Origin of the sequence: Thermomonas flagellata, from assembly GCF_022419185.1 — a bacterium.
GTDB lineage: Bacteria > Pseudomonadota > Gammaproteobacteria > Xanthomonadales > Xanthomonadaceae > Thermomonas > Thermomonas flagellata.
Genome location: NZ_JAJOZK010000014.1, coordinates 12,123 through 36,234, shown reverse-complemented (window position 1 = coordinate 36,234; position 24,112 = coordinate 12,123). Strand labels below are relative to the sequence as shown.

The 24,112-nt window shown below is 75.2% G+C and carries 15 protein-coding genes; 12 read left to right on the top strand and 3 right to left on the bottom strand.

Annotated features, from left to right (window positions below; translation table 11 throughout):
- Positions 1–27 precede the first annotated feature (27 nt).
- On the top strand, positions 28–2,178 hold the full coding sequence (locus tag ML340_RS11785; protein WP_240099882.1) for a RelA/SpoT family protein: 2,151 nt from the start codon (positions 28–30) through the stop codon (positions 2,176–2,178).
- A 3-nt stretch (positions 2,179–2,181) separates the two neighbouring features.
- Complete coding sequence (locus ML340_RS11780; RefSeq protein WP_240099880.1) at positions 2,182–3,681, top strand: hypothetical protein; 1,500 nt, start codon at positions 2,182–2,184, stop codon at positions 3,679–3,681.
- Between the two features lie 3 nt (positions 3,682–3,684).
- Here the strand turns inward: ML340_RS11780 and ML340_RS11775 are convergent, their stop codons facing one another.
- On the bottom strand, positions 3,685–5,778 hold the full coding sequence (locus tag ML340_RS11775) for a glycosyltransferase (protein ID WP_240099878.1): 2,094 nt from the start codon (positions 5,776–5,778) through the stop codon (positions 3,685–3,687).
- Positions 5,779–5,894: 116 nt separating this feature from the next.
- Here ML340_RS11775 and mrcB point away from each other — a divergent pair, with 116 nt between their 5' ends.
- The 4 genes from mrcB to ML340_RS11755 are packed head-to-tail and all read left to right on the top strand — an operon-like array spanning position 5,895 to position 11,584.
- The gene (gene mrcB / locus ML340_RS11770) at positions 5,895–8,354 is read left to right on the top strand and encodes a penicillin-binding protein 1B (protein ID WP_240099876.1); all 2,460 of its coding nucleotides are present in this window, start codon (positions 5,895–5,897) and stop codon (positions 8,352–8,354) included.
- Positions 8,355–8,364: 10 nt separating this feature from the next.
- Entirely contained in the window at positions 8,365–10,362 is a 1,998-nt protein-coding gene (gene yoaA, locus ML340_RS11765) for a DNA repair helicase YoaA (protein WP_240099874.1), read from the top strand.
- Positions 10,359–11,045, top strand: coding sequence for a tRNA (adenosine(37)-N6)-threonylcarbamoyltransferase complex dimerization subunit type 1 TsaB (tsaB, locus tag ML340_RS11760; protein ID WP_240099872.1), 687 nt, complete (start codon positions 10,359–10,361; stop codon positions 11,043–11,045). Before yoaA ends, tsaB begins: the two co-directional genes overlap by 4 nt.
- 44 nt (positions 11,046–11,089) lie before the next feature.
- The gene (locus ML340_RS11755) at positions 11,090–11,584 is read left to right on the top strand and encodes a hypothetical protein (protein WP_240099870.1); all 495 of its coding nucleotides are present in this window, start codon (positions 11,090–11,092) and stop codon (positions 11,582–11,584) included.
- Between the two features lie 7 nt (positions 11,585–11,591).
- Here the strand turns inward: ML340_RS11755 and ML340_RS11750 are convergent, their stop codons facing one another.
- On the bottom strand, positions 11,592–12,464 hold the full coding sequence (locus tag ML340_RS11750; RefSeq protein WP_240099868.1) for an energy transducer TonB: 873 nt from the start codon (positions 12,462–12,464) through the stop codon (positions 11,592–11,594).
- Entirely contained in the window at positions 12,461–13,417 is a 957-nt protein-coding gene (gene gshB / locus ML340_RS11745; protein WP_240099867.1) for a glutathione synthase, read from the bottom strand. Before gshB ends, ML340_RS11750 begins: the two co-directional genes overlap by 4 nt.
- 149 nt (positions 13,418–13,566) lie before the next feature.
- On the opposite strand from gshB, the gene pilG reads away from it, so the two are divergent.
- From pilG to ML340_RS11715, 6 genes are all read left to right on the top strand, one after another.
- Positions 13,567–13,968: a twitching motility response regulator PilG gene (pilG, locus tag ML340_RS11740; protein ID WP_240099865.1), complete on the top strand. Its 402-nt coding sequence runs from the start codon at positions 13,567–13,569 to the stop codon at positions 13,966–13,968.
- Between the two features lie 18 nt (positions 13,969–13,986).
- Positions 13,987–14,352, top strand: a complete 366-nt coding sequence (locus ML340_RS11735) for a response regulator transcription factor (protein WP_240099863.1) — start codon at positions 13,987–13,989, stop codon at positions 14,350–14,352.
- A gap of 227 nt (positions 14,353–14,579) precedes the next feature.
- Positions 14,580–15,125 carry a chemotaxis protein CheW gene (locus ML340_RS11730; RefSeq protein WP_240099899.1) on the top strand — a complete coding sequence of 182 codons (546 nt, stop codon included), beginning with the start codon at positions 14,580–14,582 and terminating at the stop codon, positions 15,123–15,125.
- A 31-nt stretch (positions 15,126–15,156) separates the two neighbouring features.
- Positions 15,157–17,172 carry a methyl-accepting chemotaxis protein gene (locus ML340_RS11725; RefSeq protein WP_240099861.1) on the top strand — a complete coding sequence of 672 codons (2,016 nt, stop codon included), beginning with the start codon at positions 15,157–15,159 and terminating at the stop codon, positions 17,170–17,172.
- 76 nt (positions 17,173–17,248) lie between these two features.
- Positions 17,249–23,107 carry an Hpt domain-containing protein gene (locus ML340_RS11720; RefSeq protein WP_240099859.1) on the top strand — a complete coding sequence of 1,953 codons (5,859 nt, stop codon included), beginning with the start codon at positions 17,249–17,251 and terminating at the stop codon, positions 23,105–23,107.
- Positions 23,104–24,108 (top strand): chemotaxis protein CheB, encoded by a 1,005-nt coding sequence (locus ML340_RS11715; protein ID WP_240099857.1) that lies wholly within the window; start codon positions 23,104–23,106, stop codon positions 24,106–24,108. The genes ML340_RS11720 and ML340_RS11715 overlap by 4 nt, the downstream gene beginning before the upstream one ends.
- The last annotated feature ends 4 nt before the right edge of the window (positions 24,109–24,112 follow it).

Below are 24,112 nucleotides of genomic sequence, written 5' to 3'. Positions count from 1 at the left end.
CGCGCACGGCCTCGCTACTGTAGCCGCATGCAGCAGGCGCACGCGCAGCACGAGTACGCCGGGGCGCTGGCGCAGGTGCCGGCGGCCGCGCTGCCGCCGGCGCTGGCGGCGTTCTGGCAGGCGCAGGTGCAGGCCGGGGCGGCGCTGCGCGATCCGCCCGCGGTGCTGGCCGACACCCTCGCCATCCTGCGCGGGCTGCACGTGGATGCCGAAGTGCTGGCGGCGGCGCTGCTGGACGCGCTCGATGGCCTGCTGGCGCAGGCCGACGCGGCCGGGCTGGCGATCCCGGAGCGCCTGCGCGTGCTGCTGGAGGGCCAGCGCGCCGCCAGCCGGGTGTGGGCGCTGCACCGCGACCACGGCGGCGGTCGCAACCCGGAGGGCATGCGCCGGCTGCTGCTGGCCCTGGTGCGCGATCTGCGCGTGGTCCTGATCGTGCTGGCGCGCCAGCTGGCGCGGCTGCGGGCCTGCGCCCGGCATGCGGGCGACGACTGCCGCGCGCTGGCGCAGCTGACCCGCGACATCCACGCGCCGCTGGCCAACCGGCTCGGCATCTGGCAGCTCAAGTGGGAGCTGGAGGACCTGGCGTTCCGGGTGCTGGAGCCGGACACCTATGCGCGCATCGCGCGCCAGCTCGACGACAACCGCAGCGGGCGCGAGCGCTACATCGACGCCGCCCGCCGCCAGCTGCAGGAGGCGCTGGCCGCGCATGGCCTGCACGCCGAGGTCGCCGGGCGGCCTAAGCACATCTACAGCATCTGGAAGAAGATGCAGCGCAAGGCGGTGCCGATCGAGGAACTGTACGACCTGCGCGCGCTGCGGGTGCTGGTGGACGACCTGGCCGCGTGCTACGCCGCGCTGGGAGTGGTGCACGCGACCTGGGTGCCGATCCCCAGCGAGTTCGACGACTACATCGCCCGTCCCAAGCCGAACGGCTACCGCTCGCTGCACACCGCGGTGATCGGTCCGCAGGGCAAGACCCTGGAGGTGCAGATCCGCACCCGCCAGATGCATGCCCAGGCCGAGCTGGGCGTGGCCGCGCACTGGCGCTACAAGGAGGGCGCCGCCGCCGGCGCGGGGCTGGATGCGCGCATCGCATGGATGCGCCAGCTGCTGGAGCAGGCCGCGGAGGCGGCGCGCGAGGGCGAGGCCGCACCGCTGCAGGGCGTCACCGCGGAGCTCAGCGAGGACCGGGTGTATGCCCTGACTCCGAAGGGCGAGGTGGTGGATCTGCCGCAGGGCGCGACCGTGCTCGATTTTGCCTACCACGTGCACACCATGGTCGGGCACCGCTGCCGCGGGGCCAAGGTGGACGGCCGGATCGTGCCGCTGCACTACCGCCTGCGCAGCGGCGAGCGGGTCGAGATCCTCACCGGCAAGGTTGCCGCGCCGCGCCGCGACTGGCTGCAGCCGAGCGCCGGTTTCCTCGCCAGCAGCCGCTCGCGCGAGAAGGTGCGGGCCTGGTTCAACCGCCTCGACCGCGCCCGCAACCTGCAGGCCGGGCGCGAGTTGCTGGAGCGCGACCTGCGCCGGCTCGGGCTGCTGCAGGCCGACCTCGGGCCGGTGCTGGCGCGCTTCAAGGCGGCCAGCGTGGACGACCTGCTGGTGCAGGTGGCGCTCGGCGACATCGGCCCCGGCCAGGTCGCGCGCGCCCTGCTCGAGCAGGAGCGTCCGCCCGCTGCCGCCCCCGCCGCGGCGCCGGCGCCCGCCGCCCGGCCGGCCCCCGCCGCGGGCAGCGGCGCGATCACGGTCGAGGGCGTGGACAACCTGCTGGTGCAGCGCGCGCGCTGCTGCCAGCCGCTGCCGGGCGAGCCGATCGTCGGCTACCTGACCCGCCACCGCGGGGTCAGCGTGCACCGCCCGGACTGCGCCGCGCTGCAGCGGCTGGCCGCGCGCGAGCCGGCGCGGGTACTGCCGGCCGAGTGGGGCGCGCGCCGGCAGGAGCAGGAGGTCGCGCTGCGGATCGAGGCGATCGACCGCAAGTGGCTGCTGAAGGACATCACCACCCTGGTCGCGCAGGTCGGCGTGCACGTGGCCAGCCTGCATGCCGAGCCGCAGCCGGGCGGGCACGCGCGGCTGCGGATCGCGCTGCGGGTGCGGATCGCCGACTACGACCAGCTCGGGCAACTGCTGGCGCGGCTGGAGGCGCTGCCCGGGGTGCTGGCGGCGCGCCGCGGCTGAGCCATGCGCGCGCGCCAGTTCGCGTCGCTGCGTGTACTGCCGGCCGCCTGGCGGCGCGGGCTGGCGATCGCGGGCGGCGTACTGCTGGCCGGCGCGCTGCTGCTGGCGTGGCGGCAGCCGCTGGGCGAGTGGCTGTGGCCGCAGCCGCGCGCCGAGCAGCTGCGGCTGCGGGCGGAGCGCGCGCTTGCGGCCGGCCGCCTGAGCGCGGCGGACGGCAGCGGCGCGCGCGAACTGTACGAGGCGGCGCTGGCGCTGGACCCGGACCAGCGTGCGGCGCGCGCGGGGCTGGCGAAGGTCGCGCGCGCGGCGCTGGCGCGTGCGCAGGCGGCGCTGGACGCCGGGCGCGAGGACGCGGTGGCCGCGGACCTGCAGCTGGCGCAGGCGCTGCAGGCGCCGCAGGCCGAGATCGCGCGGGTGCAGGCGCGCTGGCAGGCGCGGCGCGCCGCGCAGGCGGACATTCCCGCCCTGCTGGCGCAGGCGCAGGCGGCGCAGCGCGCCGGACACCTCGACGACGGGCCGCAGGCCGCGCTGCCGCTGTACCAGCAGGTGCTCGCGCTGGCACCGCGCAACCTGGCCGCGGCCGAGGGCCGCGAGGACGCGCTGGCGCAGCTGCTGCAGCCGGCGCAGGCGGCGCTGGCCGCGGGCAATGTCGCCGCAGTGGCGGCGCGGATCCGGCGCGCCGAGGCCTTTGATCCCGGGCACCCGGACCTGCCGGCGCTGCGCGCGGGGCTGGCGCGCGCGCTCGAGCATCGCCAGCAGGCGTTGCGGCGTGCGCTCGTGCGCCGGCACCTGGTGGCGGCCAGCGCGCAGTGCCTGGCATTGCGCCGCGACGTACCGGAGGCGGAGCCGGCCGAATGCCGCGGCGCCCTGGTGGATGCCCTGCTGGTGCGCGTCCAGCGCGCCGCTGCGCATGGCAATGCCGCGGCGGCGCGCGGGCTGCTACAGCAGGCCGAAGCGCTGGCCGGCGCGGCGGATCCGCGCCTGCGCGGGGAGGCCGCGCGGCTGGCGGCGCCGCCGGCGGTGGCCGTGCCGGCGCCGCTCGACCACCGCAGCCGTGCCCGCGTCCGCCAGCTGCTGCAGCAGGCCGCGCGCGCGCAGGCGCGCGGCGACTGGCTGACCCCGCCCGGCGAGAGCGCCTGGGACCGGCTGCGCGCCGCGCGTGCGCTGGCGCCGGCGGACCCGGCGGTGGCCGCCGCGCTGCACGCGCTCGGGCCGGCCGCGCGCCACTGCCAGGCGCAGGCCCTGCGCGACAATCGCCTGGCCCAGGCCGAGACCTGCCTCGACGCCTGGCGGCAGGCCGATCCGCGCGCGCACGCGGCGCTCGCCGCCGCGGCGCAGGCGCTGGCCGAGCGCTGGCTGGCGGTCGCCGACGAGCGCCTGCAGGCCGGCGAGCTGGAACGCGCGCAGCAGGCATGGGCGCACGCCGCCGCGCTCGACCCGCAGGCCCCCGGGCTGGAGGCGCTGGCGCAGCGCCTGCGCCGCGCCCGCCCGGCCGAGCGCTGAGCCTCAGCGCCCGAGGAACAGCGCGCGCACCAGCGGGCGCGCGGCGTCCAGCGAGAAATGCCGGGCCACGTTGGCGCGCCCGTTGGCGGCCAGCTGCTGCCACAGCCCGGGGTCGCGGTAGAGGCGGACGATGGCCGCGGCGAAGGCCTCGGCATCGGCCGCCAGCAGCACGTCCTCGCCGTCGCGCAGGTGCATGCCCTCGGCCGCCAGCGGGGTCGCCACCACTGGCAGGCCGTGCGCCATGGCCTGGTTGACCTTGCCCTTGACCCCGGCGCCGGCCCGCAGCGGCGCCACCGCCACCCGGCAGCCGTCCAGCCAGGGCTGCAGGTCGGGGACATGGCCGTGGATGCGCACGCCGGGCTGCGCGGCCAGCGCCGCGATCGCCGGCGGTACGTCGCCGCCGATGCAGTGGAACGTGACTTCCGGCAGTGCCGCGCGCACCCGCGGGAACACCGCCTCGACGAACCAGCGCACCGCATCCACGTTCGGCGGATGCCCGAAGCCGCCGACGAACAGCAGGTCGCGCCGCGCCTGCGGGCCCGGGCCGGGCGGCGGCAGCCGATGCAGGTTGGACAGCACCTGCACGTCGGCCGCGGGCAGCAGGCGTTGCAGCAGGTCGCGCTCGGCGCTGCTGACCACCAGGGTGGTGTCGGCCTGCTGGGCGAGCGCCAGCTCCTGGCGGCGGGTGCGCGCGGCCGCCCGCCGCGCGGCGGCATCGCCGGCCAGGTCCGCCTGGCGCTGCTCGCGCAGGAAATGCAGGTCCACGGTGTCGAACAGCAGCCGCGCCTGCGGCGCATGCCGGCGCAGCAGCGGCAGGCACTCGGCGGCGACGTAGTGGCGGCTGACCAGCACGCTGGCGAAGCGCGCGCCGTGGCGGCGCAGCCAGGCCGGCAGGCGCGGCGCCCACGGCGCATGCCAGCACTCCACGCCCTGCCGCTGCAGGGCGCGGGTGTAGTCGCCGTCGGCGCGGCGGTTGGCCGGCCAGAACACCACGTGCGCGCCTTCTTCCTGCAGCAGGGCGATCAGGTTGGCCAGCCGCAGCGAGCCGGAGTCGCGGTCCGGGCGCGGGGTCAGGGCATCGATCAGCAGCACCTGCGGCTGCCGCGCGTGCAGCAGCGCTGGGGTCGGCAGGGTGTCGGGCGCCGGCTGCTGCGCCAGCGCCTGCGCCCATTTGGCCGCGAACACCGCGCGGTTGCGCACCTGCGCGGCCTTGGCGCCGGCGCCGGGGTCGGTGCCGGCGGTGGCCCCTTCCACATGCACCACGGTCGCTTCCGGCTGGTACAGCACCCGCAGGCCGGCCGCGCGCACCGCGAAGGCCAGGTCGGTGTCCTCGTAATAGGCCGGCGCATAGCGCAGGTCCAGCCCGCCCAGCCGGCGGAACAGCGCGCTGGGCAGCGCGATCGCCGCGCCGCTGAGGTAATCGGCGTCGCGCAGGTAGGCGAAGCGGCAGTCCTGCGGGTCCTCGCCGCGCCCGTAGTTCCACGCCGAGCCGTCGGCGAACACCACCCCGCCCGCTTCCTGCAGGCGGCCGTCGGGGTACACCAGTCGCGCGCCGACCAGCCCCGCCGCCGGCTGGTCCGCGAAGGTGCGAAGCAGCGCCTCCAGCCAGCCCGGCTGCGGCACGGTGTCGTTGTTCAAGAGCACCAAGAACTCGCCGCGCGCGAGCCGGGCGCCGTCGTTGCAGGCGGCGATGAAGCCGCCGTTGGCGGTGCGCGCGTGCACGCGCAGGCCGTCGATCCGGCGCAGCTGCGCCAGGGTGTCGTCCGGCGAGGCATCGTCCACCATGATCACCTCGAACGGCGTCGCCGGCGGATGCGCGGCGAGCGCGCGCAGGCAGCGCAGGGTGTGCGCAAAGCCGCCGTGCACCGGGATCACCAGGCTGGCGCGCGGCGCATCGGAGGTGGGCAGGGCGAACGGCGCGAACGCGTCCGCGGGCGGCAGCACCAGCGCCAGCGGCGCGCGCAGCGGCGGACGCCACAGCCGGCGCAGGCGCACCAGGCTGGCGCGCAGCCCGCGCGTGCGCAGGCTGGCCCAGCCGCGCCGCCACAGCCCCCGCATGCGCGCCCACCAGAAACGCGCATCCGCGGCGAAGGACATGCAGGGCAACTCCGGCTGAAAGATCGGGACGGGCGCCGGCGGCCCGCGCGGCGGCCTGCGCTAGACTGCCCGGCCATCGCATTGTCGCATCCCGCGCCGGACCCGCCAGCCCGCCCATGCCCCGCATCCAGGACGACGACGCCGCCCCCGGCGCGGCCGGCGAGGACCCCCGCGGCGACCGCCCGTCCTGGCGCCGGCGCCTGCTGACCTGGGCGCTCGCCGCGGCCGCGCTGGCGCTCGGCTTCCTGGTGCCGTACGTGCTCTACCTCAACCACCAGGTCGGCGAGCGCTTCGGCAAGCTGCGCTGGCAGGTGCCGACCCGGGTGTACGCGCGCCCGCTGGTGCTGCGCGCCGGCCTGCCGCTGGACGCGGCCACCCTCAAGACCGAGCTGGACGCCGCTGCCTACCAGCCCGGCGACGGCTACCGCCCTGGGACTTACCTGCGCGACGGCGCGCGCTGGCGGATCGCCAGCCGCGGCTTCACCGACGTGGATGGCCGGGTGCTGCCGTCGCAGCTGGAGGTCGTGCTGAGCGGCGACCGCGTGCAGAGCATCCGCGACGTGCCCGGCCGGCGCTGGCTGCGCAGCGCGCGCATGGATCCGGCGCGGATCGCGACCCTGTACGGGCAAAGCCAGGAGGAGCGCCGGCTGGTGCGGCTGGAGGAAGTGCCGGAGTTGCTGATCACCGGCCTGCAGGCAGTCGAGGACCGCGACTTCAACCACCACATCGGGATCGACCTCAGCGGCATGCTGCGCGCGGTGTTCGTCACCGCGGCCTCCGGCGGCGACACCCGCCAGGGCGGCAGCACCCTGACCCAGCAGCTGGCGCGCAGCGGCCTGCTCGGGATCGGCAGGGAGCAGACCCTGCGCCGCAAGTTCAAGGAGATCCTGTTCGCCCTGCTGCTGGAGGCGCGCTACGACAAGCGCACCATCCTCGAGGCCTACCTCAACCAGGTGGACCTCGGCCAGCGCGGCGCGCAGTCGATCCGCGGGGTGGCGGCGGCCTCCGAGTTCTGGTTCGGCAAGGACCTCAAGGACCTCAGCACCGAGCAGATCGCGCTGCTGATCGGGATGGTGAAGGGGCCGTCCTGGTACAACCCGCGGCGCAACCCGGAGCGCGCGCTGGAGCGCCGCAACGTGGTGCTGGCGCAGATGCACGAGACCGGCCTGATCGACGCGGCCGAATACCGGCGCGCGCGCGCGGCGCCGCTGGAGGTGACCCGCGGGCCCGGCAACCTCGCCGCCAACCGCTTCCCGGCCTACGTGGACCTGGTGCGCCGGCAGCTGGCGCGCGACTACCCGGCCGACTCCATCTCCGGCGCCGGGCTGGCGGTGATGACCGGGATGGCGCCGTCCGCCCAGGCCTATGCCGAGGGCGCGGTGGTGCGCACCCTGGATGCCCTGCAGACGCGCGGGCGGCCGCCGCTGCAGGCCGGGCTGGTGCTGACCGACGCCCACAACGGCGACGTGCTGGCGGTGGTCGGCAGCCGCGAGGTCGCCGAGCCCGGCTTCAACCGCGCGGTCGAGGCGCGCCGCCCGGTCGGCTCGCTGCTCAAGCCGTTCGTGTACCTGCTGGCGCTGGCGCAGCCGGCGCAGTGGACGCTCGCCAGCCCGATCAGCGACGAGCCGGTGACGGTACCGCTGGGCGGCGGCCGGCGTTGGACCCCGGGCAATTCCGACGGCCGCAGCCACGGCACCGTTCCCCTGATCGACGCCCTGGCGCAGAGCTACAACCAGGCCACCGTGCGCCTGGGCATGCAAGTCGGGGTGGCGCGCCTGGCGCAGCTGCTGCGCACCCTCGCCGGGTTGCAGGTGGAGGCGCAGCCGGCGCTGATCCTCGGCGCCACCGACCAGAGCCCGTACGCGATGGCGCAGCTGTACCAGTTCCTCGCTGCCGACGGCCAGGTGCAGCCGCTGCACGCGGTGCGCGGGGTGCTCGATCCGCAGGGGCGGGCGATCCGCCGCTACGACCAGCCGGCGCCGCCGGCGCAGGCGGGCGATGCGGTCGCCGCGCGCCTGGTCGGCGCGGCGCTGCAGTACGTGGTGACCGCCGGGACCGCGCGCGCGCTGCTGGCGCAGGGCCTCGGGCGGCTGGCCCCGGCCGGCAAGACCGGCACCAGCAACGACAGCCGCGACAGCTGGTTCGCCGGCTACACCGGCGACCACCTGGCGGTGGTCTGGGTCGGCAACGACCAGAACCAGCCGACCGGGCTGTACGGCGCGACCGGTGGAATGCGGGTCTGGGCCGAGCTGTTCCGGCGCCTGCCGAGCAGCCCGCTGCGGATCGGCGGCGACGGCCTGCAGTGGGTGGCGGTGATCGACGGCCATGCCACCGACCCGGACTGCCCCGGCGCGCGCCGGTTCCCGTTCGTCGCCGGCAGCGCCCCGGCCTACGCGCCATGCCCGGCGCCGGTGCCGCTGGATGCCGAGGGCAACCCGATCCCGGCCGGCGAGGACGCCGGCGGCAACCTGCTGCAGCGCGCCGGGGATGCCCTGCGCGCGCTGTTCGGCGGCGGCGATCCGGCCAAGGCCCCGCCGCCCGCGCCGGCGCCGAACCCGCCGCCGCCCACGCCGTGACCGCGTGCTGATGGAACCGGAGTCGCGGCTGGCCCGCGCCACCCTCGCGGCGCTCGGCGAACAGGCGGCGCTGGCCGCGGCGTTGCCGGGTTACCGCCCGCGCCCGGCGCAGCAGCGGCTGGCGGCCGCGGTGGCGGAGGCGTTCGAACAGCGCGCCGTGCTGCTGGCCGAGGCCGGCACCGGCACCGGCAAGACCTTCGCCTACCTGGTGCCGGCGCTGCTGTCGGGGCTGAAGACCATCGTCTCCACCGGCACCCGCGCGTTGCAGGACCAGCTCTACCAGCGCGACCTGCCGCGCGTGCGCCAGGCCCTGGGCGTGGGCCTGAAGACCGCGCTGCTGAAAGGCCGCGCCAACTACCTGTGCCGCTACCGGCTGGAGCACGCGCGCGGCGAGGGCCGCTTCGGCAGCCGCGAGCAGGCCGCGCTGTTCCAGCGGATCGTGGCCTGGGGCGGGCGTACCCGCAGCGGCGATCTCGCGGAACTGGAGGGACTGCCGGAGGACTCGCCGCTGCTGCCGCGGGTGACCTCGACCGCCGACAACTGCCTCGGCGGCGAGTGCCCGTTCTGGAGCGAATGCTTCGTGGTGCAGGCGCGCCAGCGCGCGCAGGCGGCCGACCTGGTGGTGGTCAACCACCACCTGCTGCTGGCCGACCTGGCGCTGAAGCAGGAAGGCTTCGGCGAGATCCTGCCCGGCGCGCAGGCGTTCGTGGTGGACGAGGCGCACCAGCTGCCGGAGTTGGCCGCGCAGTTCTTCGGCGAGGGCATCGGTGCGCGCCCGCTGGTGGAGCTGGCGCGCGACGCGCTGGCCGAGGCCGCTGCCGTGCCGGGTGCGCTGGCCGCCGTGCAGGCCCCGGCGCAGGCGTTGGAACGCGCGACCCTCGACGTGCGCGCGGCGCTGGACGGGTTGCCGCAGCGCGGCACCGCCTGGCGCGCGCACGCGGCGGCCGGGCTGGCGCCGGCGCTGGCCACGCTGGACGCCAGCCTGCACGCACTGGCGCAGGCGCTGGCACCGCTGCGCGAAGCGGCGCCGACGCTGGATGCCTGCGCGGTGCGCGCGCAGGCGCAGCAGGCGCGGCTGCGGCGCTGGCGCCACGCCCTGCAGGACGCAGGCGACCCGGCGGCCGAGGACCTCGCCCAGGACGCGCCCGATCCGCTGGCCGGCGCCGACTGCGTGCACTGGTACGAACTGGGCGCGCGCGGCTTCCGCCTGCAGCGCACGCCGCTGGACGTCTCCGCCCCGCTGCGCGCGCACCGCGAACGCTCGCAGGCGGCGTGGGTGTTCACCTCGGCGACGCTGGCGGTGGCCGGCCGCTTCGACCACCTGGCGCAGCGGCTGGGGATCGATGAAGCGCGCACCCTGATCGAGCCCAGCCCGTTCGACTGGGCGCGGCAGGCGCTGTGCTACCTGCCGCCGGGGCTGCCGGAACCGGCCGCCCCCGATTTCGGGCAGGCGGTGCTGGCGGCGGTGCGGCCGGTGCTGGAGGCCTCCGGCGGGCGCGCGTTCCTGCTGTTCGCCTCGCACCGCGCCCTGCGCGAGGCGGCCGCGGCGCTGGCCGATGGCCCGTGGCCGCTGTTCGTGCAGGGCAGCGCGCCGCGCCACGTCCTGCTGCAGCAGTTCCGCGCATCCGGCAACGGCGTGCTGCTGGGCACCGCCAGCTTCCGCGAGGGCGTGGACGTGGCCGGCGCGGCGCTGAGCGTGGTGGTGATCGACAAGCTGCCGTTCGCCGCGCCGGACGATCCGGTGTTCGAGGCGCGGCTGGAGGCGATCCGCCGCGCCGGCGGCCACCCGTTCCGCGACGAGCAGGTGCCGCAGGCGGTGATCGCGCTCAAGCAGGGTGCCGGCCGCCTGATCCGTAGCGAGACCGACCGCGGCGTGCTGGTGCTGTGCGATCCGCGCCTGCTCGGCCGCGCCTACGGCCGGATCTTCCTCGACTCGCTGCCGCCCTTGCCGCGCACCCGCGCGCTGGCCGACGTGCAGGCGTTCTTCGCCGATAATCCCGCGCCATGAACCTGCTGGCCTTCGAAACCGCCACCGAGGCCTGCTCGGTCGCGTTGTACGTCGCCGGCGAGGTGCGCGAGCGCTTCGCCGTCGCCCCGCGCCGGCATGCCGAGCTGGCGCTGCCGTGGGCCGAGGCGCTGCTGGCCGAGGCCGGGCTGGCGCGCCGCCAGCTGGATGCGATCGCGTTCGGCCGCGGCCCGGGCGCCTTCACCGGGGTGCGCCTGGCGGTGGCGATCGCGCAGGGCCTCGCGCTCGGCCTCGAGCGCCCGCTGCTGCCGGTGTCCACCCTCGCCGCGCTGGCGCTGCAGGCCGAAGGGCCGCGTCGGCTGGCCGCGATCGACGCGCGCATGGGCGAGGTCTACCTGGGCGCGTTCGGGTGGGACGGGCACGCGCTGCAGCCGCTGGCCGCGGAGCAGGTGGCCGCGCCGGCGGCGGTGGCCCTGCCCGCGGGCGAAGGCTGGCACGGCGCCGGTACCGGCTTTGCGGTTGCGGGCGGCGCGCTCGGCGCGCGCATGGGCGCGCGCCTGCGCGCGGCCGCGGCCGCCGCCCTGCCGCATGCGGCCGACGTGGCGCGCCTGGCCGCCGCCGCCTTCGCCCGCGGCGAGGCCCTGCCGCCGGAGCAGGCGGAGCCGGCCTACCTGCGCAACGACGTCGCCCTCACCCTGGCCGAGCAGCAGGCCTTGCGGCGCTGAACGGCAGGCTTGCTATCCTCGCCCTGCATGCAAGGGGGGCGACGATGCGCTGGAACGGACTGGCACGGACTCTCGCGATCACGCTGCTGGCGGCGGCCGCGGCCGCCGGCGCGCAGGAGGTGAGCTTCGGCGGGCACCTGCTGACCCTGGCCGGATCGCCGCAGGCGCCGGTGGTCGAACGCGCCAGCGGCACCCTGCACATGGTCGGGCTGGACGCGCAGGAACTGGCCGCGCGCGCGCGGACCTGCCTGGCGGCGCAGGGCCTGACCCCGGATCCGCAGGCGCCGGACGGCCGCCTGCAGGCGACCCTGACGGTGCAGCGCAGCGGCCTGCTATCGGCGTTCCGCGCGCGCAGCCGGCTGTGGATCGAGATCGGCGAGGGCCAGTTCCGGCTGGTGCAAGAGGCCCCGGAGCGCGCCACCGGCGCGGAGGCCGATGCGGCGTTCGCGCCGGTGCCGGCGCCGTCCGCCGGCGGCGGCAAGGTGCTCGAGGCCCTGTTCGAGGCCGAGCGCCCGCTGGTCGACTGCCTGTATCGCTGAGGCGGCCTCAGCGGTCGATCAGCTCGCCGCCCGGCAGGAACTGCCAGGTGCGGGTGATGTGCAGCACGTCCGGGTCCTCGCGGGTCTTGGGCAGCGGCTCGAACGGCGCCGCCAGCTGCACGATCCGCAGCGCCGCCTCGTCCAGCATCGGCACGTGGCTGGACTGCACGATGCGCACGCCTTCCACGCTGCCGTCGCGGCGCACCGCCACGCTGATCACCAACAGCCCGCCGATCCGGCGCCGGCGCGCCTCCTCCGGATAGTTGAGGTTGCCGACCCGTTCGACCCGGTCGACCCAGCCGCGCAGGTACTGGGCCCAGGCGTACTCGCGGGTGCTGGCGGAGACGAACTTGCGCTTGGGGCGCTTGGCGTACTCGGCCGAGCGCAGCTGGATCTCGGCCGCCAGCCGCGCCATCTCCATGTCGCGCGCGATCTTCTCCTGGCCGGGCGGCAGCGGTTCCGGCGGCAGGTCCGGGCGCGCCTGCGGCGTCGGCTGCGGCGCCTGGCCGCGGGTGCTGGCCACGACCCGGTCGCGCGGCGGTGGACTCGGCGCCGGCGTCTGCGCGTGCAGCGGGCGCGGCGCCAGGCCGTCGCGCGCGCTCGCCAGCGCGCCGGCCTGCGGCGCGCTCGGGCGCTGGCTGCGGTCGCGGTCGCCGCCGCCCTGGTTGTTGGCCTGGGCGAGGAAATCGGCCTGCGCCGGGGTCAGCGGGGTCTGGGTGCGGGTCAGGATCACGTCCAGGGTCGGCACCACCGGCGCGGCCGCCTCCAGAGTGAAGCCGAGGCCGAGGATCACCAGCGCATGCAGCAGCACGGACAGCGCCAGCGCCGCGCCCAGGCGCGCGGAATCCGGCGGGGCGGCAGCCGCGGCGGCCGCGCTCATGCCGGCATCCGCGCCTCGATGCGGTCGAACAGCAGGCCTGCGATGTTCAGGCCGAACTGGGCATCCAACTCGCGGATGCAGGTCGGGCTGGTGACGTTCACTTCGGTCAGGTAGTCGCCGATCACGTCCAGCCCCACGAACAGCATGCCGCGACGCTGCATCTCCGGGCCGACCTGGGCCGCGATCCAGCGGTCGCGTGCGGACAGCGGGCGGCCCTCGCCGCGGCCGCCGGCGGCGAGGTTGCCGCGGAACTCGTCGCCCTGCGGGATGCGCGCCAGGCAGTAGTCCACCGGTTCGCCGTCCACCAGCAGGATGCGCTTGTCGCCCTGCGCGATCTCCGGCAGGTAGCGCTGGGCCATGGCCAGGTGGCGGCCGCCTTCGGTCAGCGTCTCCAGGATCACGTTGAGGTTCGCCTCCCCGGCGCGGGCGCGGAAGATCGAGCGCCCGCCCATGCCGTCCAGCGGCTTGAGCACCGCCTCGCCGTGTTCGGCCACGAAGGCCTTGAGCGCGCCGGCGTCGCGGCTGACCAGGGTCGGCGGGCAGCACTGCGGGAACAGCAGCGCGGCCAGCTTCTCGTTGAAGTCGCGCAGGCCCTGCGGGTCGTTCACCACCAGCGCGCCCTGGCGCTGGGCCAGGCCCAGGACCTGGGTGTCGTGCAGGTAGTCGGCATCCACCGGCGGGTCGGTGCGCATCAGTACCACCTGGCCGGGGCCGAAGTCGATCTCGGCCCATTCGCCCAGCCGGAAATGGTCGCCGGCGGCATCGCGCACCGCCAGCGGTGCCGCGGTGGCGACGGCGCGGCCGTCGCGCACGCTCAGCCCGCCGGGGCGCACGTAGTGCAGGCGGTGGCCGCGGCGCTGGGCCTCCAGCAGCATGGCGAAGGTGGAATCCTTGGCGATCTTGATGTCGCCGATCGGATCCATGACCACGATCACATCCCGCGGCGTCGGCATGGCCCTGCGCTCCGTCACAATGGGCCGGCATGGTAGCAGCGGCGGCCGGCGCCCTAGCAGGATGCTTGACACTGCCGGCCCCCACGGGGATATATGACGCTTCGACGCCGCACCGCCGTCCCGGCGCGGGACGGCCGCAAGGGGACCGCATGTCGCACGAACATGGGCACGACGTCAGCCTCAAGGGCCTGAGGGTGATGGTCATCGACGACTCCAAGACCATCCGCCGCACCGCGGAGACCCTGCTCGCGCGCGAGGGCTGCGACGTGGTGACCGCCACCGACGGCTTCGAGGCGCTGGCCAAGATCGCCGACCACCAGCCGCAGATCATCTTCGTGGACATCATGATGCCGCGGCTGGACGGCTATCAGACCTGCGCCCTGATCAAGAACAACCAGACCTTCAAATCTGTGCCGGTCATCATGCTTTCGTCGAAGGACGGTTTATTCGACAAGGCGCGAGGCCGTATCGTCGGCTCCGAGCAGTACCTCACCAAGCCGTTCACCCGGGAGGAGCTGCTCGACGCAATCCGGACGTACGTCAACGCCTGACCGGGGGGTAGGGCACGCATGGCACGCATTCTGATCATCGAGGATTCGCCGACCGAGACCGCGGTCCTGGTGCAGATCCTCGAACGCAACGGCCACCAGGTGAGCACCTCGGGCAACGCCGAGGACGGCATCGCCAGCTGCAAGCGCGAGAAGCCGGACCTGGTGCTGATGGACGTGGTGCTGCCGGGCATGAACGGGTTCCAGGCTACGCGCGCGCTGGCGCGCGACGCCGAGACCCGCGACATCCCGGTGCTGATCGTCAGCACCAAGGGGCAGGAGACCGACCGCCTCTGGGGCCTGCGCCAGGGCGCCAAGGACTACATCGTCAAGCCGCCGCGCGAGCAGGACCTGATCGCGCGCATCAACGCGCTGATCGGGCACTGACGGCCATGGCCAAGCGCGGCAAGCACCGGCACGGCAAAGGCGGTCCCGGCCCGGGCGCACCGCGGGCGCCGGAGCCGGCCACCATGCAGGCGAAGGACCACGCCCCCGCGGTCGCGCCGGCGGAGGATGCCGATGCCGCGCACGAGGAGCGCGCCGGACAAGTCGCGGAGCCCGCCACGGCGGAGGCCCCGGCGGCATCGGCGGCCCCGCTGCTGGCGGAGTTCGAACTGGCCGGGCAGTCGCCGTTCCTGGTCCTGGCCGAATACGAGCGGCGCAGCCTGGCGCACGTGGTCGGCCTGCCGGAGCAACTGGATGCACCCGGGCTGTGGCGCGGGATCGCCTACCGGGTCGGCAGCCGCCGGCTGGCGTCCGGCTTCGGCGAGGTGGTCGAGATCTTGACCCTGCCGGCGCTGACCCCGGTGCCCGGCACCCAGCCGTGGATGCTCGGGGTCGCCAACGTGCGCGGCACCCTGCTGCCGGTGGTCGACCTCAAGCAGTTCCTGGAGGGCGAGCGCACCGTGCTGCACGAGGGCCAGCGCGTGCTGGTGGTGCGCCAGCCCGGGGGCGACGTCGCGGTGACGATCGACGAGCTCTACGGCCAGCGCAGCTTCATGGACGGGGATGCCGCCGATCCCGCCGAGGCCGGCGAGCTGTCCGCCGGCCGCTATGCCCATTTCATCGAGCGCGCATTCCGCCTCGACGGCCAGCTGTGGGGCCAGTTCAGCCTCGACCGCCTGGCCCGTACCCCCGAGTTCCGCCAAGCCGCGGCATGACGCCGCCATCCCCGCAAGCCGAGGTCGCAACATGAGCACTCTGATGGATACCGTCGCCGGCAAGGGCCGCAGCCTCAGCACCAACTTCTGGATCTGGCTGCTGGTCGGCGCGCTGGTGGTGTTCGCCGGCAACACCCTGTACGCGGTCACCAAGACCGCGCGCCTGAGCGGCGCCAGCGGTGCGGCCTCGCGCTTGCAGCTGGATTCGCAGCGCCTGGCCAACCAGGCGCGCGAGGCGATCGGCGGCGACGCGCAGGCGTTCGCGGCGTTCAAGGCGACCAAGGACCAGGTCGACGCCGACGTGAAGATGCTCAACGACCGCTTCGGCGACTCCCCGGACGTGGGCGGCCCGATCCGCACCGTGAGCGAGACCTGGGCGCCGCTGGCCAAGCGCGCCGACGAGGTCCTGGCCTCGCAGCAGGCGGTGCTGGGCCTGGCCGGCAAGGCCGACAGCTTCACCGCCAAGGTGCCGCAACTGCAGGCGCAGCTGAACGAGGTCGTGCGCGGCCTGGCCTCCGGCGGCGCCAGCTCCGGCCAGGTGTTCACCGCGCTGCAGCAGGTGGTGACCTCGGCGGCGATGGCGCGCCGGATCGCCGAGCTGCGCGCCGGCGGCCCGGGCGCCAAGGTCGCGGCGGACGCGCTCGGCCGCGACGCGGCGGTGTTCGACCGTTCCATGAACGCGCTGCGCAACGGTGGCGAGGACATCGCCAAGGTCACCGCGGCCGGCGCGGTCGGCCCGCTGAACCAGGCGTGGACGCTGTGGCAGGGCATGAAGAGCGACCTCAACGCGATCGTCGGCAGCTCCGACGCGCTGATCAAGGCGCAGACCTCGGCCGAGGCGCTGGCGACCGGCTCCGACAAGCTGCTCGGCGACGGCGAGAAGCTGTTCAACGCCCTGACCTCGTTCGGCTCGGTCAAGGACACCAGCATCATCGGCGGGGTGTGGGTGAGCATCATCTCCGGCCTGCTGGCGCTGGCCGCGCTGGTCGGCCTGATCTGGTCGATGGGCCGCGCCGACCGCATCCGCTACCAGACGACCAAGGAACTCAACGACCGCAACCAGGAGGCGATCATGCGCCTGCTGGACGAGATGGGCTCGCTCGCGGAGGGCGACCTCACCGTGAAGGCGACCGTGACCGAGGACATGACCGGCGCGATCGCCGACTCGATCAACTTCGCGGTCGAGCAGCTGCGCACCCTGGTGCAGACGATCAACGACACCTCGGTGCAGGTCGCCGCCAGCGCGCAGGAGACCCAGGCGACCGCGCTGCAGCTGGCCGAGGAGGCCGAGCACCAGGCGCAGGAGATCAACTCCGCCTCCGACCGCATCAACGAGATCGCGGCGAGCATCAACCAAGTGTCGCGCAACTCCGCCGAGTCCGCCGAGGTGGCGCGTCGCTCGGTGCAGATCGCGACCAACGGCGCCGGGGTGGTGCGGCAGACCATCGCCGGCATGGACAGCATCCGCGACCAGATCCAGGAGACCTCCAAGCGCATCAAGCGCCTGGGCGAGAGCTCGCAGGAAATCGGCTCGATCGTGGAACTGATCAACGACATTTCCGAGCAGACCAACATCCTCGCGCTGAACGCGGCGATCCAGGCGGCCTCCGCCGGCGAGGCCGGCCGCGGGTTCGCGGTGGTGGCGGACGAAGTGCAGCGCCTCGCGGAACGCTCCTCGAACGCGACCAAGCGCATCGAGTCGCTGGTGCAGACGATTCAGGCCGACACCAACGAGGCGGTGTCCTCGATGGAGCAGACCACCTCGGAAGTGGTCGCAGGCGCGCGCCTGGCCGAGGACGCCGGCACCGCGCTGGGCGAGATCGAGCGCGTGTCGGCCGACCTGTCGCAGTTGATCGAAGGCATCTCCGCGGCGGCCGCGCAGCAGTCCTACGCGGCCACCGACATCACCCAGACCATGCACACGATCCAGTCGATCACCGCGCGCACCGCGCAGGGCGCCAACCAGACCGCGCAGTCGATCGGCACCCTCGCGCAGCTGGCGGCCGACCTGCGCCGCTCGGTCGCGGACTTCAAGCTGCCGGCCTGAACGGCGGATCGACCGGCATGAACGGCAACATCCAGGCGTGCCCCGCGACGGACCGCGGCGGCAGGAGGGTTTCGCGATGAACACGGCAGTGCAGGACGCGATCGACCTGGCCGCGCTCGGCTGGGTCAAGCCGGAGATCGACGAGACCCTGCGCCAGGCGCGGCTGGAGATCGAGGCCTGGCTGGAAGCGCCGCAGGACGCGGCGCCGATGCAGGCCGCGGCGGCGCATCTGCACCAGGTGCAGGGCACCCTGCGCATGCTCGAGTTGCAGGCGCCGGCGATGGTGGCCGAGGAGATGGAGCAGCTGGCGCGGGCGCTCGCCGCCGGGGCGGCGGCGGACCGCGAGGAGGCCTGCAGCGTCCTGCTGCGCGGGATCGTGCAGCTGCCGGACTACCTCGAGCGGCTGCAGGGCGGCCACCGCGACATCCCGATCGTGCTGCTGCCGCTGCTGAACGAGCTGCGCGCCGCGCGCGGGCAGCCCGCGCTCGGCCGCGAGGCGCTGCCGGCGCTGCTGGTCGAGCCGACCGCGGACGAACTGGAGCATGCGCGCGGCAGCCTGGCCGGGCGCAACCGCGCGCTGCTGGACACCGTGGCCGCGGCGTTGAAGGAGGACCTGCTGCGGGTCAAGGATGTGCTCGACCTGCACCTGCGCGCGGGGCTGTCCAATCCGACCGACCTGCAGCCGCAGGCGCAGGCGCTGGAGCGGATCGCCGAGACCCTCGGCATGCTCGGCCTGGACGGCGTGCGCAGCCTGCTGCTGGCGCAGCGCGACGTGCTGGCCGAGGCGGCCGACGGGCGCCGCCCGGCGCGCGAGCAGGACCTGCTGGCGGTGGCCGAGGTGCTGCTGCAGGTGGACCATTCGCTGGACGACCAGGTGGCGCGCCTCGGCCAGGCCGAGGCCGGCGACGCCGATCCGCTGGCGCAGGAGTCGCGGCGGGTGATGGCCAGCGTCGCGCGCGAGGCGATCGCCAATTTCACCGAGGTGCGCAACGCGTTCGTCGCGTTCGTCGAGACCGGCTGGAGCCACGATGCGCTGGCGCAGGTGCCGCGCCTGCTCGGCGAGGTCGCCGGCGCGCTGCGCATCCTGCAGCGGCCGGAGCCGGCGGGCTATCTCGACGCCCTGCGCCGCCACGTCGAAGTGGAACTGCTGGGCGCGCGCCGCGTGCCCGCTGCCGCGCGCCTGGACGACTTGGCCGATGCGCTGGCTGGGATGGAGTACTACCTGGAGGCGCTGCCGCAGACGGTCGGCCAGCGCCAGGACATGCTCGAGAAGGCGCGCGCCAGCCTCGAGCGCCTCGCCGCGTGGCCGATCCCGCAGGCTGCCGCGCCGCGGGCCGAGGAGCCGCCGCAGGCCGCCGCGCGCGATGCCGCCGCGGAGGCAGCGATGGCGGAGTCGGAGGAGTTCGCGGCCGAGGCCGTGGGCGAGGCGGCCTCCGCCACGACGCCGGAGCCCGAGGCTGCGATCGCGGCCGACGCCGAGCCCGAGGCGGAGGACAGCGCGCCCGCGCCCGCTCCCGCGGCGGTGGTGGCGGCAGTGCCGGCCGCGCCCGGTGCGCATGCCGGCTTCGATACCGCCGGCGAGGAGATCGACGATGAGATCCGCGAGATCTTCCTGGACGAATTCCAGGAGGAGATCGCCAACCTAGACGCCCTGCTGCCGGCCTGGCGGCGCGCGCCGGAGGACCTCGAGCAGCTGCGCCCGATCCGGCGCGTGTTCCACACCCTCAAGGGCAGCGGCCGGCTGGTCGGCGCCAAGGTGCTGGGCGAATTCGCCTGGCACGTGGAGAACATGCTCAACCGCGTGCTCGACGGCAGCCGCCCGGCCAGCCCGGCGGTGGTCGCGTTCGTCGGCCAGGCGCGCGAGGCGCTGCCGCACTTGCATGCCGCGCTGCGCGGCGAGGCCCTGCTCGGGCTCGACCTGCAGGTGATGGAAGCGGTGGCCGACCGCCTCGCCGCCGGCGAGGAGGTGGTGCTGGAGGCCGTGCCTGCGGCCGCCCCGGCATCCGCCGCGGCGCCGCTCGAGGCGGAGCCAGAACCGGCGCCGGCCGAGGCGCCGGAAGTGCTCGCCGTGCACGTGGACCCGGTGCTGCTGGAGATCCTCGGTACCGAGGTCGGCGGCCATCTGGACACGATCGAGGCGTGGCTGGCGCAGGCCCGCGGCGGCGACGCCCACGTCGACGAGCCGGTGGTGCGCGCCCTGCACACCCTCAACGGCGCCTTCGCGATGACCGAAGTGCCGACGGTGACCGCCTTCACCGCGCCCGCCGAGGGCTATGCCAAGCGCCTGCGCGCCGCGGCGCGGCCGATGGACGCCGCCGGCCTGGACGCGATGGAGGCGCTGGTCGCCGCCATCCGCGCCTCCACCCACGCCCTGCAGCACACCCCCGAGGCGGTGCCGGTGTATGCCGCCCTTGCAGCCACCCTGGTCGCGCTGCGCGATGCGCAGCCGGAAGCCACGGTGCCGTTCGCGCCGCCGTTGGCCGAGGTGGCGGCCGACCTCGCCGGCGCGGGCGACGAAGTCGACCGCATGATCGCCGAGGAAGCGGCATGTCTCGAGGCCGAGCGTCTCGAGGCCGAGCGTCTGGCCGCGGAGGAAGCCGCGCGTCTCGAGGCCGAGCGTCTGGCCGCGGAGGAAGCCGCGCGTCTCGAAGCCGAACGCCTGGCCGCGGAGGAAGCCGCGCGTCTCGAGGCCGAGCGTTTGGCCGCGGAGGAAGCGGCGCGTCTGGAAGCCGAGCGTCTCGCCGCCGAGGAAGCCGCGCGTCTCGAAGCCGAACGCCTGGCCGCGGAGGAAGCGGCGCGTCAGGAAGCCGAGCGCCAGGCCGCGGAGGAAGCCGCGCGTCTCGAAGCCGAACGCCTGGCCGCAGAGGAGGCCGCCCGCCTCGAGGCCGAACGCCAGGCCGCGGAGGAAGCGGCGCGTCAGGAAGCCGAGCGTCTGGCCGCCGAGGAGGCGGCACGCCTGGAGGCCGAACGTTTGGCGGCGGAACAGGCCGCCGCGGAGGAAGCGGCCCGCCGCGAAGCCGAGCGCCTGGCCGCAGAGGAGGCCGCCCGCCTCGAGGCCGAACGCCAGGCCGCCGAACAGGCGGCCCGCGAAGCCGCGCTGCTCGAGGCTGAGCGCCGCGCGGCGGAGGAGGCCGAGGCCGCGCGCGTGGCCGCGGAACAGGCCGAGCGTCTGGCGGCAGAGGAAACCGCGCGCCTCGAGGCCGAGCGTCTGGCGGCGGAGGAAGCGGCCCGCCAGGAAGCCGAGCGTCTGGCCGCGGAGGAGGCCGCCCGCCAGGAAGCCGAGCGCCAGGCGGCCGAGGAAGCCGCACGTCTGGAGGCCGAGCGTCTGGCCGCCGAGCAGGCGGCCGCGGAAGAAGCAGCCCGCCGCGAGGCCGAGCGCCTGGAAGCCGAACGCATCGCCGCCGCGCGCGCGCAAGCCGAGCGGCTGGAGGCGGAGCGGCGCGCGGCCGAACGCGCCGAGGCCGAACGCCGCGAGGCGCAGCGCCGCGCCGAGGAGGCCGCCGCGCTGGCCAAAGCGCGCGAGCTGGCGGCCGCGGCCATGCTGCAGGCACTGCCGGCGGCCGCCGAGGACCCGGATGCGCCGCTGGACATGGAGGGGCTGGACGCCGATCTGGTCGACATCTTCGTCGAGGAAGGCGGCGACCTGCTCGACCACGCCGACGGCCTGCTGGCGCAGTTGCGCGAGAACCGCGAGGACCGCGAGGCAGTGGTCGGCCTGCAGCGCGACCTGCACACGCTCAAGGGCGGCGCGCGCATGGCCGGCCTGCTGGCGATCGGCGAACTCGGGCATGCGATGGAGAGCCTGCTCGAGGCGGTCGCCGCGCAGCGGGTCGAGCTCGGCGCCGACGGCGTGCCGCTGCTGGAGCGCGGCTTCGACCGCCTGCACGCGATGGTCACCCGCACCGCCGCGCGCCGCGCCATCGGCCTGCCGCAGGCCCTGATCGACCAGTTCAACGCGCGTGCGCTCGGCGCCGCCGAGCCGGTCCAGGCACCGCCCGCGGCCGCGGCCGTGGCAGACGTCCCGGCGCCGCGGCGGCCGGAGCTCAAGCCGCTGTCGGCGCCGATCGCCGCGGCGCCCGGGATCGATGACGACGACCTGGCGATGCGCGCGCCGCAGGAGCAGGTGCGCATCCGCGCCGACCTGCTCGACAAGCTGGTGAACTACGCCGGCGAGGTGGCGATCTACCGCGCCCGCCTCGAGCAGCAGCTGGCGGCCTTCCGCAGCACCGCGCAGGAAATGGAGCGCACCAACATCCGCCTGCGCGACCAGCTGCGCCGCCTGGATGCGGAGACCGAGGCGCAGATCATCGCCCGCTACCAGCGCGAGAGCGAGGCCGGCAACGAGGTGTTCGACCCGCTCGAGCTCGACCGCTTCAGCACCCTGCAGCAGCTCTCGCGCGCGCTGGCCGAATCCGCGGCCGACCTGCAGAGCCTGCACGGCTCGATGGAGGACCTGACTCGGCAATACGAGACCCTGCTGCTGCAGCAGTCGCGGGTCAGCTCGGAGCTGCAGGAAGGCCTCATGCGCACGCGCATGCTGCCGTTCGACTCGCTGGTGCCGCGCCTGCGCCGGGTGGTGCGCCAGGCCGCCGCCGAGACCGGCAAGCAGGCGCAGCTGCGCCTGGAGGGCGCGCAGGGCGAGCTCGACCGCAACGTGCTCGAGCGCATGACCGCGCCGCTCGAGCACATGCTGCGCAACGCGATCGCGCACGGGCTGGAGAGCCCGCAGGCGCGCGCGGCGGCCGGCAAGCCCGCCGAGGGCAGCATCCGCATCGCGATCCGGCGCGAGGGCTCGGAAGTGGTGCTGCAGGTCGGCGACGACGGCGCCGGCCTCGACCGCGCCGCGATCCGCCGGCGTGCGGTGGAGCGCGGCCTGATCGCCGCCGACGCCCAGCTGTCCGACGCCGACCTCGACGTGCTGATCCTCGAGCCCGGCTTCTCCACCGCCGACAGCGTCAGCCGCCTGGCCGGCCGCGGCGTGGGCATGGACGTGGTCGCCAGCGAGGTGCGCCAGCTCGGCGGCTCGATCGACATCGCCAGCACCCCGGGCCAGGGCACCACCTTCACCCTGCGCCTGCCGCAGACGCTCGCGGTCACCCAGGCGGTGTTCGTCAAGATCGGCGAGACCCGCTACGCGGTGCCGATCGCCTCGGTGCGCGGCGTCGGCCGCATCGCCCGCGAGGAACTGGCGCGCGCGGACGCGAGCTACCGCTACGGCGGCGAGGACTACGCCCTGCACGACCTCGGGGCGCTGGTCGGCGCCGCGCCGGCGAAGGCCGAAGGCCAGCTGCAGATGCCGCTGCTGCTGGTGCGTTCCGGTGACCTGCGCGCCGCGGTGGCGGTGGACGCGGTGCTCGGCAACCGCGAGATCGTGGTCAAGCCGGGCGGGCCGCAGCTGGCCTCGGTGCCGGGCATCTTCGGCGCCACCATCATGGGCGACGGCTCGGTGGTGGTGATCCTCGACGTGGCGCCGCTGGTGCGCCGGCACGCCGCGCTGCCGCGGGCCGCAGCCCCGGCGCCGGTCGCCCAGGAGACGCGCCGGGTGCCGCTGGTCATGGTGGTGGACGATTCGGTCACCATGCGCAAGGTCACCGGGCGCGTGCTCGAGCGCCATGGCTTCGAGGTGGTCACCGCCAAGGACGGCCTGGACGCGCTGGAGCGCATGGCGGATGTCATCCCGGACCTGATGCTGCTGGACATCGAGATGCCGCGCATGGACGGCTACGAGCTGGCCACTGCGATGAAGGGCGACCCGCGCATGCGCCAGGTGCCGATCATCATGATCACCTCGCGCACCGGCGAGAAGCACCGCGAGCGCGCCATGCAGATCGGCGTCGAGCGCTACCTCGGCAAGCCCTACCAGGAGCCGGAGCTGATGCGCAACGTGTTCGAGCTGCTGAAGCTCGAACGCAGCGGTGACGGCGGGCCGCAATGAACCGGCGGCGGGTGGTGCTGCTGGCGCGGCCGGGCGTGGCCTGCGAACGCACCCAGGAAGCGCTGGCCCAGGCCGGCGCGGAGCTGGCCGCGTGCCTGGATCCCCTGGTCGCGGACGAGGCGCTGGTGCGCGCGCACGCGCCGGAGGCGGTGCTGGTGGTGCTCGATCCGATGGTGGAGCAGGTGCTCGACCGCTACCAGGGCCTGCTGGCCGACCCGACGCTGGATGCGCTGTTCGAGGATGCCGACGTGGCCGCCCGCCGCGAGGGCTGGGAGGCGGCGCGCTGGGCGCGCCACCTGCGCGCCAAGCTGCACGGGCATGCCGACGTGCTGCCGCCGGCTGCCGGCGCGGCGGCAGCCGGGGCCTCGGGTGGCATGGCCGAGGCCGACCTGCGCTTCGAGGAGGACATGCGCCGCATCCAACTCGCCGCCGCGCAGGTGGAGCTGGATCCGGCGGCCGATCGCCGCAGCGCCCCGCGCCTGGCCGGCGCGGTCGTGATCGCCGCCGGGCTCGGCGGGCCGGACGTGGTGCGCCAGCTGCTGGCGGCGCTGCCGGCGCATTTCCCGCGCCCGGTGGTGCTGGACCAGCGCATCGAAGGCGGCCATTACGACCGCCTGGTGCGGCAGATGCAGCGGGTCAGCGCGCTGCCGGTGGTGCTGGCGCAGGCCGGCGAACCGCTGCGCGCCGGCAGCGTGTACGTGCTGCCCGCACGGCTGGACGTGGTTGCCGCGCCCGGCGGCCTGCAGCTGGCGGAGGTCGCGGGCGATCCGCGCTTCGCCGCGCTGCCGCCGGCCGACAGCGCGCTGCTGCTGCTCAGCGGCGCGGACGCCGGGCTGGTGGACACCGCGCTGGCGATCCGCCTCGGCGGCGGGCTCGCGCTCGGCCAGGCGGCGGACAATTGCTACGATCCGGCCGCCAGCCAGCAACTGGTGGCCCGCGGCGGCGAGGCCGAGCCGGTGGCCGGGCTCGTGCGCCGCCTGCTGCAACGCTGGTCTGCCTGAGGTG